Genomic DNA, 14,382 nt, shown 5'->3' with positions numbered 1-14,382 from the left:
AGCGATCCCCCTTCTTACACGTACAGGCGCGGCATGCGCAGCGAAAAGCCCACCGCCACCTCGTAATTGATGGTGCCCAGCGCATTCGCCATATCGTCGAGCGTCACCACGGAGTCGCCCTCGCGTCCCACCAGCAGCACCTCGTCGCCAATCATCGGGTCGAGCCGGCGACGGCTGCCGTACACGCGCAGGTCAACCTCGAACATGCACTGATCCATGCAGATATTGCCCACCTGATGGCACCGCTGTCCCTTGAGGATGACGTCGGTGCGACCGGACAACCCGCGAGCCAGCCCGTCGGCGTACCCCACGGGAATGGTGCAGATTTTCACGCTGCCGGGGCTGCGGTAGTTCATGCCGTAGCTCACGCCGTCGCTCATGGGCACCGTGCGCACGTCGGTGATGCGCGCATGCACGCTCATGGCGGGCCGGAGGTCGATCATCGAGCGCGTGACGGGCGACGGATGCAAGCCGTACATGCCGATGCCGAGGCGCACCATGTCGAACTGCACGTCGGGATAGCGAATGGCCGCCGCCGAGTTCGCCGCATGCACGATGCCGGGGTTGACCCCCGCTGCACGCAGGGCGGTGATGGCCTCGATGAAGCGCTTCACCTGAATTTGGAAGTCGAGCGTTTCCACTGAATCGGCCGTGGCGAAATGGGTGAACGTGCCCACGAGGTCGAGCGCGCGATGGAAGCTCACCTGCCCCATGAACTCAACCACTTCGTCGTGGCGCACGCCGATGCGGTTCATGCCCGTGTTCACCGCCAGGTGGTAGGGGGCGCGCACGCCGAACGCGTCGGCGGCCTCAGCGTACTGGATGGCGAACTCGGACGTGTAGATGCTGGGCATGACCTTGTAGGCGAGCAGCAGCGGAATGGCCGTCTCGGGCGGCTGCGACAGGATGAGAATAGGCGCGTTCACCAGCGCTTCGCGCAGCTCGATGGCCTCGTTCACCGTGGCGACGCCCAGGTAGTCGGCGCCGGAGTTGAGCGCGGTTTTGGCGCACCGCACCGCACCGTGACCGTACCCGTCGGCCTTCACCACCGCCATGAGGCGCACGCCGTTGTCGACGCGCTGACGCACCGAGCTCACGTTGTGGCGGATGGCGTTGAGGTCGATTTCCGTCCACGCCCATCGGCGGTCGATGGCGGGAATGAGGCGCAGCTTATCGGGGTCGAACTGGGCCGACTCGCCGTCGGGACGCGCGTGATCGCGCGCGTATTGGAAGGCGCCTTCCGCACCGGAGCTGAACGCTGCCGTCGCCGCTTCGTACGCGCCCTTGCTTGCCGCGTTGTTCGCAGGTTGCTGGCCGCCGACGTACCGAGGCGTGCCTATCGCCGAGCTCGCGGACACGAAGCCGTTCGGCTTGCGCTGCGAGAAACCGGTGAATCCGTTGGGAAGATCCTGTGCCATGCTCCATGCCTTTCAGTCGATCGGGCATCAGTATAGCACTCCCGCTCTCCCTGACGCGCCCCTACTCCCCCAGCATGTCGAGCAGTTCTTGGCGGCGGTGGATGTCGAGTTTCGTGTAAATGTGCTTCGCGTGGGTGCGCACGGTGTTTTCGCTGATCACAAGGCGCTCGGCGATGGAAGCCATGCTGTTGCCGCGCGCGATGAGCTCCATGACCTCCGTCTCGCGCGTGGACAGCCCATGCGCCTCCTGCAACACGAGACACTGCTTCGACGTGCGATCGCGAATGACGCCGGCGTCCTCGGAGGCCGACGGGCGGTTGCGCCGCCGCTTCGCAGCGGGCTTGTCCGCTTTCGCCTTCGCCCCTTTCGCCGCTTTCTGCTGACGCGGCTCGCCGTTCGCCAAGAACTCGATGGGCTCCATGGTGACCGTGCCCTTCGCCACGAGCGGCTTGAACAGGGTGCCCGTTGCCGCAAGCAGCGTGAGCCCCAGCACATAGCTCGACACCATGGCCACGAAGAACAGCCACGCACGCCCGTCCACCGAAATGAAGTCGCTCACCCATCCCAGCAAGAATCCCCCGCTCTGCATGATGTACGCCACGCCGCCGAAGAAGCCGTAGATGAACACGGGATTGATGCCGCGGTCGCGCGAGATTTGCGCGCACTGCATCATCATGAGCATCTGCACGAGCGAGAACACCATGTACGTGAGCGCCGCGAACAGGTTGAGGTAGCCCGCGCCCAGGAAGGGCAGCAGCAAAAATCCCGTGACGATGAGCGGGTACACCACGCGAAACACCGAGGTGAGCCCGAAACGGAAGCTCATGCGGTACCACAGCACCAGCAGCACCACGGCCGACACGAGCGATCCCAGCATGGACGCGCTGTTCACCACCGCCCCGATTTCCTCGTGCAGCAGCGCGATGCCGCGGATGACGCCGCTTGCGAACGCGAGCGAGCCCACGCACAGCGCGTTGCGCCAGTAGTCGGACACCACGCGCCGGTACACGCGCGGATGCTGCTGAGGTACGTCTTCGAACATGGGCTGGTCGATATGCATCTCGCGCACCGACAGCGCGATGCACAGCCCGCACAGCGGCACGAACACGAGCGGGATGAGGAAGGCCGTCAGCGCGATGGGCACGAGGTACAGCCCGAAGTAGATGAGCGGCGCGATGGCCGTGCCCACGATGAGCCGCAGGTTGCCCTCGGCCGACGGCAGCGAGGCGAAGTAGCGCTGCCACAGCATGAACATGCCCGCGCACCCGATGCCCAGCAGCACGCCGCCGCCCGCCACCAGCACGAGCGTGATCGCCGACACGTACATGGCCGCGATGAGGCAGGCCGACCCGGCGAACACGAGGATGGCGCTCAGCGACACCAGCATCACGCGCGCGCCGCGCGGGAAGTAGTACGAGCCGAACATGCTTGCCACGAACGCGCCGCCGAACGCGAGCGCTTGCGCAAGAAAGAAGGTGAGCGTGATTTGCGCCGTTTGGAATTCAAGCGGCAAAAACGGGAATACGCCGCCCCAGATGGACGTGGCGTTCACCGTGAGAAAGCAGGCGTAGCCCCAACTGGACACATGCGTGCGATGTGCGGTCTGTGCCATGAGCGCCCCCTTCCACTTCCCCGCTCGGCCCGTCGTCGCATCTGCCATACTATCAAATGGAGGGGCTCCCGCCATCCCTTATGGCCAGAAAACCTCTCACCCTCATTCGTCCCACCTGGGGTTTTGTTCTTAAATCACATGACGAGTGTGATTCGTCTCCCGGTTGTTTCAGGTACTTTTGAAAAGGCGAGAGGAACAATCGGAATTAGAGGAGGGAACTATGACCATGAACGAATCGACGTTGTCGCGCCGCACGTTCGTCAAGGGATCGCTTGCAGGCCTCGCGCTTGCGGGCGCTGCCGGATCGACCGCGCTGTACGGCTGCACGCCGAAAAGCGAGCAGGAAGCCGGCGGCGAGGGCGCTGCTGCGCCGGCCGATCAGATTTCGTGGAGCCAGTGCAACGTCAACTGCGGCGGCAACTGCATCTTCCAGTGGCACTCCCAGGACGGCAAGATCGTCTACATGGAATCCGACAACACGGGGGATGTCGACCTGCAGGCGCGCGCCTGCCTGCGCGGCCGCTCCATGCGTCGCTGGATCAACAGCCCCGACCGTCTGACGAAGCCCATGAAGCGCGTCGGCAAGCGCGGCGAAGGCAAGTTCGAGGAGATTTCCTGGGACGAGGCCATCGACACCATCGCCGAGAAGCTGAAGTACACCATCGACACGTACGGCAACGAAGCCATCTACGTGAACTACGCCACGGGCATGTACTCCACCACCGGCAAGCAGCCGGGCCTTCGCCTGCTCAGCCTGCTGGGCGGCTACATCAACCAGGCGTACGACTACTCCACCCACATGCTGCAGGTGGCGCTTCCCTTCATGTACGGCAGCAAGTGCAGCCCGTACGACAACGTGCACGCCTCCTCGTTCTCCGAGGCCGAGCGCGCATCCGACCTCGTGGTGATGTTCGGCAACAGCCCGGCGGAAACCCGCATGGGCGGCGCGAACGCCGTGTGGGACTTCGCGAAGGTGCGCGAATCCGTCACCGGCCGCGGCGGGAAGATCATCAACATCGACTACCGCATGAACGAGTCGTGCTCGGGCCATCCCGACGAGTGGCAGCCCATCCGCCCCGGTACCGACGCCGCGCTCGTGTCGGCCATCGCCCACGAGTGGATTGCGAACGACCAGGTGGACAAGGAGTTTCTCGACCAGTTCTGCGTCGGCTACGACGAGGACACCATGCCCGAGTCCGCCAAGGGCCAGAACAAATCGTACAAGGACTACATCATGGGCACCGGCTACGACATGGTGGAGAAGACCCCCGAGTGGGCCGCCCCCATCACGCAGATTTCCGCCGACCGCATCCGCGAGCTGGCAGCCGAGATAGCCGCCGCCAAAGCGCCGTTCATCTGCCAGGGCTGGGGCCCGCAGCGCCACACGAACGGCGAGGACACCGCGCGCGCCATCTGCATGCTTCCCGTGCTCATCGGCCAGATCGGCCTGCCCGGCACGAACACCGGTCAGCGCGAGGCCGAGCCGCCCACGTACCTCGTTGGCAGCCTGCCGTTCGAGAACCCCATCAAGACGGCCATCCCCGTGTACCAGTGGATCAACGCGGTTGATCACGGCAAGGAGATGACCGCCACGAATGCCGGCATCGTGGGCGCCGACAAGTTGAACAGCGACATCAAGTTCCTGTGGAACTACGCGGGCAACTGCATCACGAACCAGCACGGCGACATCAACTACACGCACGACGTGCTGCAGGACGAGAGCAAGCTCGAGTTCATCGTGGTGTGGGACACCGTTATGACCGACTCCGCGAAGTACGCCGACATCCTGCTGCCCGACGCCATGCGCTCCGAGCAGCTGAACATGCAGACGCAGGGCTACTCCGAGTACTACACGGCCGTCGTCGTGGGCGGCCCCGCGCAGGACGCGCCGGGCGAGTGCCGCTCGAGCTACGACGTGTGCGCCGACATCGCCGACAAGTTCGGCAAGAAGGACGTGTTCACCGAGGGCAAGACGCAGGAAGAGTGGATTCAGGAACTCTACGAAGCGGGCGCCGCAGCCGACAAAAATATGCCCAGCTGGGACGAGATCAAGGAACAGGGCGTGTACAAGCGCGCGCTCGAGCCGGCCATCGGCCTCGTGGACTTCCGCACCGATCCCGAGAAGAATCCGCTGTCCACGCCGTCGGGCAAGATCGAAATCTACTCCGAGCAGCTGGCCGAGATTGCCGCCACCTGGGAGCTCGAGGAGGACGAGGTCATCAACCCCATCCCCGTGTTCATGCCCGGCTTCCAGGGCTACGGCGCGGTGACCGACGAATACCCGCTGTACTGCACCGGCTTCCACCACAAGAGCCGCACCCACTCCTCGTTCGGCTTCATTCCCGAGCTTGAGCAGGTGGCGCGCCAGCAGCTGTGGATCAACCCGGCCGACGCCGAGTCGCGCGGCATCGTCAGCGGCGACACGGTGGCCGTGAAGAGCCCCGCCGGCGAAATCCGCATTGAGGCGAAGGTCACGTCGCGCATCATTCCCGGCACCATCGGCATCCCGCAGGGCGCGTGGCACAAGGCGAACATGAACGGCGATCGCGTGGACGAAGGCGCGTGCGTGAACACGCTGACCACGTACAAGCCGACGCCGCTTGCCAAGGGCAACGGCCCCGCGCACTCCATGATCGCTGAAATCACGAAGGCCTAACGGGAGGAGGATCACATGACTCAGTACGGATTTTACTTCGACAGCACGCGCTGCACGGGTTGTCGCACCTGCGAGATGGCGTGCAAGGATTACAAGGACCTGTCGGCCACCATCGCGTTTCGCAAGGTGTACGACTACGAAGGCGGCGCCTGGACCGATACCGGCGACGGCACCTACGTCTCCGACGCGTTCGCCTACCACGTGTCGCTGGGCTGCCAGCATTGCGCCATGCCGGCGTGCATGGCCAAGTGCCCGCAGGGCGCCATCGAGAAGGACACCGAAACGGGCCTCGTCGCCATCAACGAGGAGAAGTGCACGGGTGCGGGCGTGTGCGTCACCACCTGCCCCTACAACGTGCCCATCGTGGACAAGGAGAAGGGCAAGGGCGTGAAATGCGACGGCTGCGCCGAGCGCGTGGCCGAAGGCAAGAGCCCCATCTGCGTTGAGGCGTGCCCCCTGCGCGCCCTCGAGTTCGGCGACATCGACGAGCTGCGCTCCAAGCACAGCGGCACCGTGGCCGGTATCGCCCCCATGCCCGCCCCCGACCAAACCACGCCGTCCATCGCCATCCTGCCGTGCCCGGCCGCAAAGGACCCGGGCGACACCACCGGCGCGATAGCCAACGAGAAAGAAGTGACGGGCGTCGCGTAGGGACTTTCCACCACCCCTTCCCCTCCATGGCGCTGGGCGGATCTTGCGAACCAGCAAGCCCGCCCAGCGCCGATTCGGCGAACCCAGGGATCGCCCAAAAGGCGCTGCATACGTCTCACCATCAAGCACGATTCGCGCAGCGCCATAAGGGAGAGAACTCCACGCCACAGGTTGCACCCACTCCCGCCATGCTAAAATCATCCACCACATCACCAACTTGAAAGCGACGCCATGCCACGGGGATTCTTCTATGACAACACGCGATGCACCGGGTGCAGAACCTGCGTGTTGGCGTGCAAGGATTACCACGACCACGGTCCCGACCTCGCGTTTCGCATGGTGATCGACTACGAGGGCGGCTCATGGCACCGCGATGCGCAGGGCGAGCTTTCACAGGACGCGTTCGCCTACCACCTCTCCATCTCGTGCAACCACTGCAACAACCCCGTATGCACGCGCGTGTGTCCCACCGGCGCCATGCACAAAGACGAGCTCGAACTCGTGTGGCCCGACGCGCGCAAGTGCATCGGCTGCGGCTACTGCACCATGGCGTGCCCCTACCATGCGCCCCACATCGACGAGCACCTGAAGCGCAGCACGAAATGCGACGGCTGCCGCACCCGCGTCGCCGAGGGAAAGCCGCCCATCTGCGTTGACGCGTGCCCCGTGCGCGCGCTCGACTTCGGCACCGGCTCCGAGCTGGCGAGCCGCCACCCGAACACCGTGCGCTCCATCCTCCCCCTGCCCGACGAGGGAGCCACGCATCCCAACCTGCTCATCCTCCCCTCGCCCGCCGCTCAACGCGCGGTCGAACAGGGCGGCAGCATTGTCAACCGGACGGAGATCCACCTATGACGAGCGGATTCGACGCCTTCTCGCTCGCGCTGTTCACGTCGCTCGCACCGGCGGGCGTCGTCGCGTTCCTCGCGCTTGCGCTCGTGCGCCTGGGATCGCACGACCACGCTGCCGCCGTGCGCATCGACCGCATGATCGCGTTGCCGTTCAGCGTGGTGCTGGCCGGCTTCATCGCCTCGGCCACCCACCTCGGCACGCCGGCGAACGCGCTGCACGTGTTCTCGGGCATCGGCCGCTCGCCCCTGTCGAACGAAGTGCTGAGCGCGGTCGCGTTTCTGTTCCTCGTGGGTTCGTACTGGATGATGGCGTTCAAGGAGCACTTCAGCGATGCCGTGGCCAAGCCGTGGATCGCGCTCGCCTGCCTCGCGGGGATGGGGCTCATCGCGTGCACGTCGGTCGCATACGGCGTGGACACGGTTCCCACCTGGGATACCGCCTTCACGCCGGCGAACCTCGTGCTGTCGGCGCTGCTGGCCGGCCCCGTGCTGGGCCTGCTGTTCATGGAAACCGCCCGCGTGCGCCCGCACGCCCTGGAAGTCGCGCTCATCGTGCTTGCCGCGGCGGCGCTCATCGTGGGCACCGCCGTGCTCGTCATGCACCAAGCCAGCCTCGAAACCATCGTGAACAACGAGTTCTCGGCCAGCTCGCTCGTGCCGCACTATCCGAGCGCCATCGTCATCCACCTCGTGCTCGGGGCCCTCGGCGTGGCGGCCGCCGGCCTGTCGCTCAAGCGCGTCCAATCGCGGCGCACCACGCTCGCCCTCCGCATAGCGGCCAGCATCTTCGTGCTGGCCGCCGTCTTCGTCACGCGCTTCGTGTTCTACCACCTGCACATGACGGTGGGTTTTTAGGAGCGTCGGCTCAGTGGCCGCCGCCGGCCATCATCTTGGCGGCATGCGGCAGGGCTTTCACCACGCCGTCCCAGTTCTCGCGTGCGGCCTTCTCGCTGCCCGGCAGGTTGATCACGAGGTGTCGGCCACGCTGCATGCACAGCGCACGCGACAGCATGGCGTACGGCGTGATGGCCAACGAGTGGGCGCGCATGGCCTCGGCGATGCCGGGCACGTTGCGCTCGCAGGCGTCCATCGTGGCCTCGGGCGTCACATCGCGCAGCGACAAGCCGCTACCGCCGCAGGTCAGCACAATGTCCACGTCCTGCTCGTCGCAGGCGCGCACGATGGCCGACGCGATGAACGGCCGCTCATCGGGCACCACCACGTGGCTCTTGCACTCCCACCCCTGCTCGGCGATAAGCGCCTCGAGTGCGGCGCCCGCCGTATCCTCCTTCATGCTGCGCGTGTCGGAGCACGTGATGATGGCGAAGCTGATAGGGTTCTCGGACATGAAAAGCTCCTTCTACAGACTGACTTCCTCGTTCACATCGAGCAGCACGCACTGCACGAGCGACCCGGCCGTGCGCGACTCGAGGCCCTCGGGCAGGATGGCCATGCAGTTGCTGCGCTGAATGACGCCGAACAGGCCGGAGCTCTGGTTCTTCGCCGGAGCCACCACGTAGGCGCCCTCGTCGTTTTTGTACAGCGTGCCGCGCAGGAAGATGCGGCGCGGGTCCTTCTTCTTCACGTCGCGCGACAGCTGCGCCATCACGGACGGACGCTCGAAGTGCGTGTAGCCCTGCATCTTGCGCAGCGCCGGACGGATGATCATCTCGAAGCCCACGTAGGCGGCCGCGGGGTTGCCGGGCAGGCCGAACACGGGCGTACCGTTCACGATGCCGAACGTCTGGGCCTTGCCGGGGCGCATGTTCACCGTGGTGATCAGCAGCTCGCCCAGCTCTTCGACGACGGGCTTGATGAAATCGAAGTCGCCGTTCGAGGCGCCGCCGCTTGTCACCACGAAGTCGTACTGCTCGGTGGCGGCGGACACGGCGGCGGCCAGGGCCTCCTGCGTGTCCTCCACGATGGGCAGGATCACCGGCACGGCACCCGCGGCCTGCGCGCATGCGGCCAACGCGTAGCTGTTCGAGTTGCGAATCTTGCCGCGCGTGGGCACCTCGGTGGGATCGACCAGCTCGGAGCCCACGGCGATCACCGCCACGCGGGGGCGGCGATGCACCGGCACGTTCACAATGCCGCAGCTGGCCAGGAACCCGACGCCGGCCGAGCCGATGACCTCGCCCTGCTCGACCACCACTTCGCCCGCCTTCGCCTCTTCGCCCGCGTCGCGCACGTTCGAGCGCTCGGCGGCGGGCGCGGTGAACGCCACGCGGCTGCCGGGCTTGCCGTCGCCCGTCACCACGTCCACGATCTCGTACTTCACCACGGCGTCGGCATCCTCGGGCAGCGGCGCGCCCGTCATGATGCGCACGCACTGACCCGCTTCGATGACGCCCTCGAACACGTCGCCCGCCGCGATTTCCGCGACGACGTCGAGCTCCACCGGCGCCTCGGCGCTGGCGTGCGCCAGCTCGGCGGCGCGCACGGCGAACCCGTCCATCGCCGAGTGGGCGAACGGCGAGACGTCGATGTCGCTGCTCAGATCGGCGGCCGCCACGCGGCCCACCGCCTCCAGCACGGGCGCGGTTTCAACCGGCAGCGCAGACACATGCGCCAGCACCAGGGCTCGCGCTTCCTCAAGTGAGATCATTTCCGGCATGGTTGCATATCCCTTTCGCGATGGCGCGGATCGCCCGCCTCATTCTTGCACGCCGTCAATTATAGCGTCCCCAGTATACTTAGCTACGAGAACCTTCCACGAGACGCGTGCAGTCATGGAGATATTGCGCGGCAAGGCCTGCCATCGCGTACAATCGTTACTAACAACGAGCAGTTGCACCAACGTAAGTCCAGTTGTGCGGCCGCTCGCCTTTCTTGCTGCGGCCGCGACGTGTGTCCCGACAAGAAAGGAATTCCTTTGTATGAGTAAGCAGAACGTCATGCCGATGCTCGCCGTGCTGTACGGCAGCGCATTCGTCGCCGCGTTCAACGAGAACATTATCAACGTCGCCCTCGTCAGCATTATGGGCACGTTTTCCGTGGGAGCCGATACCGCCCAATGGCTGGTCACCGGCTACATGGTGGTCACCGCTATCATCGTGACCGTCACTGCATTCCTCTTCAAACGGCTGCGCCTGCGCACGCTCTTCTTCGCAGCCGCCCTCTTCCTCGTGGGAGGCTCGCTGGCGTGTCTCGCGGCGCCCACCTTCCCCCTCCTGCTTGCCGCGCGCCTGGCGCAGGCGGTGGGCACGGGCATCTTCATCCCCGCCATGATGAGCACGGTGCTGATGGTTGCGCCGCGCAAGCGCCTGGGCACGTACCTGTCCATCGGCAGCTGCATGATCACGTTCGGCCCCGCGTTCGCCCCGGTGATATCGGGCCTGATGGTAACCGCGTTTGGTTGGCGCAGCGTGTTCGTGCCGGCCGCCGTCCTCGTCAGCGTGCTGGCCCTCGCAGGTGCGGTGTGCATCAAGAACATCGCCGAGCCGGAGAAGATCAAGCTCGACGTGGTGTCCGTGGCCCTCTCGGCCGTCGGCCTGTTCGCCCTCGTGTACGGCCTGTCCACCATCACCGCGAACCTACCGGTCGCGATGGGCGCTCTCGCAGTGGGCGCGTGCGGCATCGCATGGTTCGTGGTGCGGCAAGGCCGTCTCGAGAATCCGTTGCTCGACCTGCGGCCCCTGCGCAATCCGCGCTTCTCCACCGCGTGCGGCCTCGTGGTGGTGGCCATGATGACGACGTTCTCCATGAGCGTGCTGTTGCCGCTGTACTTCGAGGGAGCGCTCGGCATGACCGCGCTCGCGTCGGGCGCGCTGCTGCTGGCGCCCATCCTCGTGAACGCAGCCACCGCGCTGCTGGGCGGGCGCACGATGGATCGCCGCGGCATCTGGCCGCTGCTGCCGTGCGGCTTCGCGCTCATCGCCGCCGGTCAGCTTGCCATCTGCCTCGTCGCGCCCGGCATGTCATGGGTGGCGGTGCTGGCGGGTTCCGTGGTGGTGTACGCGGGTGTCGGCTTCATCTTCTCGCCGTCGCAAACGGCCGGGTTGCAAACCCTCGAGCCCGAGCAGAACCCCCACGGCGTGGCCATCATCAACACGTTCATCCAGGTGGCAGCCTGTATCGGGCCCTCGCTGTTCATCGGCGTGCTGTCGTCGACCGCCGCCGGAGCCACAGCGGGCGGCGCATCCGCTGTCTCTGCGCAGGCAAACGGCTTCTCGGCCGCCGTGGCCGTGGCCGCCGTCGTAGCCGCGATCGGGCTCGTAGCGTCGTTCGTCTACGCGCGGCGCGCACGAGTTGCCTCCGAACCCCGGGCTGACGCATCGACAACGCCCCTCGTCGAGCCCGGCATCGACGCCGTCATGAAGCGCGACGCGTTCACCATCCCGGCAACCGCTTCGGTGCTCGACGCCATGCGCGTGCTCATCGAGCGCAAGACGAGCGGCGTGCCCGTCGTGGACGAACGCGGCAGCGTGGTGGGCTTCATCTCCGACGGCGACATCATGAAGGCGCTCACCGTGCACGAGCCCACGGGCTACGACCTGGCGTACGGCCTGGCCATCTACCGGCACGACGAGGAATTCTCGCAGCGCCTGAGCGAAGTCGCGCAGCTCAACGTCATGGAGCTCGCCACCGACAGCGTGGTGTGCGTGCCCCTCAACGCCTCCATCGAAGATGCGTGCGCCACGCTCAGCGCGAAGCGCATCAAGAAAGCGCCCGTCATCCGCGACGGCGCGCTCGTGGGAACCATCAGCCGCAGCGACGTCGTGCGCCAGCTCATGGCCTCATACGCCGAAGTCGAACGCGCATAAGCCCCCCAACGCGAAGCGGCCCCGGGATATCCCGAGGCCGCTTCAATCATGACAGCAGGTTCAACCTGCGAGGCAGTTAGCGCTTGATGTTGTAGAACGCGTTCATGCCGGCGTATTGGGCGGCGGTGTCAAGCTCTTCCTCGATGCGGAGGAGCTGGTTGTACTTCGCCACGCGGTCGGAGCGGCAGGGCGCGCCAGTCTTGATCTGGCCCGTGTTCACAGCCACGGCCAGGTCGGCGATCGTGGTGTCCTCGGTCTCACCGGAGCGGTGGCTCATGACGCAGGCGTAGCCGGCCTGCTTCGCCATTTCGATGGCCTCGAGCGTCTCGGTCAGGCTGCCGATCTGGTTCACCTTGATGAGGATGGCGTTCGCGCAGCCCATCTCGATGCCCTTCGCCAGGCGCTTCGAGTTCGTGACGAACAGGTCGTCGCCCACCAGCTGCACGCGGTCGCCGATGCGGTCGGTGAGCTCTTTCCAGCCGTCCCAGTCTTCCTCGGCCATGCCGTCCTCAAGAGAGATGATGGGGTACTTGTTCACAAGCGCTTCCCAGTAATCAACCATCTCGGCGCTCGTCAGCTCGCGGCCTTCGCCCGCCAGCACGTACTTCTTCTTGTCGGCGTCGTAAAACTCGGTGGAAGCCGGATCCATGGCGAACATGATGTCCACGCCGGGCTTGTAGCCGGCAGCCTCGCACGCCTTCGTCACGTACTCGAGCGGCTCTTCGTTCGTGGTGAAGTTGGGGGCGAAGCCGCCCTCGTCGCCCACGCCGCCGCCGAGGCCGGCGTCGTGCAGCACCTTCTTCAGCGTGTGGTAGATCTCGGCGCACCAGCGCAGCGCCTCGGCGAACGAGTTGGCGCCCACCGGCATGATCATGAACTCCTGGAAGTCCACGTTGTTGTCGGCATGCACGCCGCCGTTGAGAATGTTCATCATGGGCGTGGGCAGCAGGTGGGCGTTCACGCCGCCCACGTACTTGTACAGCGGCAGCTCAGCCGACTCGGCCGCGGCCTTCGCACAGGCCAGCGACGCGCCCAGAATGGCGTTCGCGCCGAGGGCACCCTTGTTGTCGGTGCCGTCCACCTCAAGCATGATATCGTCGATGGTGCGCTGATCGTCGGCTTCAAGGCCGATGAGCGCGTCGGCGATCTCCTCGTTCACATGGGCAACCGCATCGAGCGTGCCCTTGCCGAGGTAGCGACCCTTGTCGCAGTCGCGCAGCTCGACGGCCTCGAACGCGCCCGTCGAAGCGCCCGACGGCACGGCGGCACGGCCGAACGCGCCATCCTCCAGCACCACTTCCACTTCCACGGTCGGGTTGCCGCGCGAGTCGAGAACCTCGCGACCGAACACATCGATGATGACGCTCATGCATGCCTCCTAGTAGGTTTCTTCCGCTTTGCCGCTCCCGGCAAAGATGCACTTCGCGGTAATCATAGCACGTCGGAAGCGCAGCGGCCGTACTCCCGCGCGTTTCCCACAACCACAACGACGAACGGCAAACAACCCGTTACCCTTCCCACTGCAAGCGCGACGCGTACCCATAGCCGATGAACCCGCCCAACTCGGTGTCCTTCCACCCCGGCTCCCCGTGGGAGAATTCCGACAACGCCGAAGTCGACGCAAACGTGTTCGCGAACGCGCACACGGCATCGAGCAGGGTCACCTCCGACGGCGAGAACGCGGAAAGATCGGCACCGCGCCGCGCGATGACCACCTGTCCCTCCCCTTGCTCGTGCAGAGACAGCGCTTCGTCATCGACGAGCGCCGCCATGATCAGCTCGTACTGATCGGGAACGGGCCCGTATTCGGCTTTGGCGTAGCGCAGCCCCGTGAAACCCTCCCCGCGGTCGCGATAGGACGCGAAGTCGAGGTAGAACAGCACTTTGTTGAGCTTCGTCCGATACAGGTCGGACACGTGCGCGGCGAGATACGCCACCACCTCCCGAAGCCGATCGGCGTCGAACGCACGCATGCCGGTCTCGGCCGACGCCGCGCGCGGCAGGCCGTCCAACAAGTCGAGCCGCACGATGGCGTAGTCGATGCTCTCAAACCCCACCGACTCCACCTTCGCCAACGCCTTCTCGCACTCGGCCTCGCTCAACCCTTTCGGGTTCGACAGGAGCTGCTTCTTGAGAAATCGAGGGTCCCGAGCACTGCGCAAAAGCTGCGCATGCGAGTCGGTGGCCAAGCTCCCCCGCTCGTACCGCTGCAAGCTCGCCACCCCGATGCCGAGAATTGCGGCAAATACCCGCTGAGAAAGCCCGTACCGTTTGCGCAACATCACGATTTCCTCTGGCTGAGGAATATCGAGCTTCGTCCGATACGCCCGATACATCTTCTCGAAGCCTTTGTCGACGATGGGAGCCCATCCGATAGACTCCCCGCATTTCGGACAAATCAGATGCTATAGCACACCACCTCACCGCA

General features: G+C 65.4%; 11 protein-coding genes. 5 read left to right on the top strand and 6 right to left on the bottom strand.

The annotated features are described in order from the left end of the window. Positions 1-14 precede the first annotated feature (14 nt). Both alr and C1876_RS08810 read right to left on the bottom strand, forming a co-directional pair. Entirely contained in the window at positions 15-1,418 is a 1,404-nt protein-coding gene (gene alr, locus C1876_RS08815) for an alanine racemase (RefSeq protein ID WP_114546356.1), read from the bottom strand. Positions 1,419-1,479: 61 nt separating this feature from the next. After that, positions 1,480-3,030 carry a helix-turn-helix domain-containing protein gene (locus tag C1876_RS08810; RefSeq protein WP_114546355.1) on the bottom strand — a complete coding sequence of 517 codons (1,551 nt, stop codon included), beginning with the start codon at positions 3,028-3,030 and terminating at the stop codon, positions 1,480-1,482. Positions 3,031-3,250: 220 nt separating this feature from the next. Between C1876_RS08810 and C1876_RS08805 the strand changes: the two genes are divergently transcribed. The 4 genes from C1876_RS08805 (at position 3,251) to C1876_RS08790 (ending at position 8,043) form a co-directional block, all read left to right on the top strand. Then, a complete protein-coding gene (locus tag C1876_RS08805) occupies positions 3,251-5,686 on the top strand; it encodes a DMSO/selenate family reductase complex A subunit (protein WP_114546354.1) in 2,436 nt (811 codons plus the stop codon). Between the two features lie 15 nt (positions 5,687-5,701). Beyond that, positions 5,702-6,337 (top strand): 4Fe-4S dicluster domain-containing protein, encoded by a 636-nt coding sequence (locus tag C1876_RS08800; protein WP_114546353.1) that lies wholly within the window; start codon positions 5,702-5,704, stop codon positions 6,335-6,337. A gap of 231 nt (positions 6,338-6,568) precedes the next feature. Then, a complete protein-coding gene (locus C1876_RS08795; RefSeq protein ID WP_114546352.1) occupies positions 6,569-7,192 on the top strand; it encodes a 4Fe-4S dicluster domain-containing protein in 624 nt (207 codons plus the stop codon). Beyond that, positions 7,189-8,043, top strand: a complete 855-nt coding sequence (locus tag C1876_RS08790; protein ID WP_114546351.1) for a dimethyl sulfoxide reductase anchor subunit family protein — start codon at positions 7,189-7,191, stop codon at positions 8,041-8,043. Before C1876_RS08795 ends, C1876_RS08790 begins: the two co-directional genes overlap by 4 nt. A 10-nt stretch (positions 8,044-8,053) precedes the next feature. On the opposite strand, the gene C1876_RS08785 is transcribed toward C1876_RS08790, so the two are convergent. Next, positions 8,054-8,536, bottom strand: a complete 483-nt coding sequence (locus tag C1876_RS08785) for a MogA/MoaB family molybdenum cofactor biosynthesis protein (RefSeq protein ID WP_114546350.1) — start codon at positions 8,534-8,536, stop codon at positions 8,054-8,056. Positions 8,537-8,548: 12 nt separating this feature from the next. Next, entirely contained in the window at positions 8,549-9,805 is a 1,257-nt protein-coding gene (locus C1876_RS08780; protein ID WP_114546349.1) for a molybdopterin molybdotransferase MoeA, read from the bottom strand. 262 nt (positions 9,806-10,067) lie between these two features. On the opposite strand from C1876_RS08780, the gene C1876_RS08775 reads away from it, so the two are divergent. Beyond that, positions 10,068-11,954, top strand: coding sequence for an MFS transporter (locus C1876_RS08775; RefSeq protein ID WP_114546348.1), 1,887 nt, complete (start codon positions 10,068-10,070; stop codon positions 11,952-11,954). A gap of 76 nt (positions 11,955-12,030) precedes the next feature. Here the strand turns inward: C1876_RS08775 and eno are convergent, their stop codons facing one another. Both eno and C1876_RS08765 read right to left on the bottom strand, forming a co-directional pair. Then, a complete protein-coding gene (gene eno / locus C1876_RS08770) occupies positions 12,031-13,323 on the bottom strand; it encodes a phosphopyruvate hydratase (protein WP_114546347.1) in 1,293 nt (430 codons plus the stop codon). A gap of 139 nt (positions 13,324-13,462) precedes the next feature. Continuing rightward, positions 13,463-14,353, bottom strand: a complete 891-nt coding sequence (locus C1876_RS08765) for a type II TA system antitoxin MqsA family protein (RefSeq protein ID WP_274542568.1) — start codon at positions 14,351-14,353, stop codon at positions 13,463-13,465. Between the last annotated feature and the right edge of the window lie 29 nt (positions 14,354-14,382).

The organism is Eggerthella sinensis (assembly GCF_003339815.1).
Taxonomy (GTDB): Bacteria; Actinomycetota; Coriobacteriia; order Coriobacteriales; family Eggerthellaceae; genus Eggerthella; species Eggerthella sinensis.
Note: the sequence above shows the minus strand (reverse complement) of the source record. Positions and strands in the feature narration are given on the sequence as shown.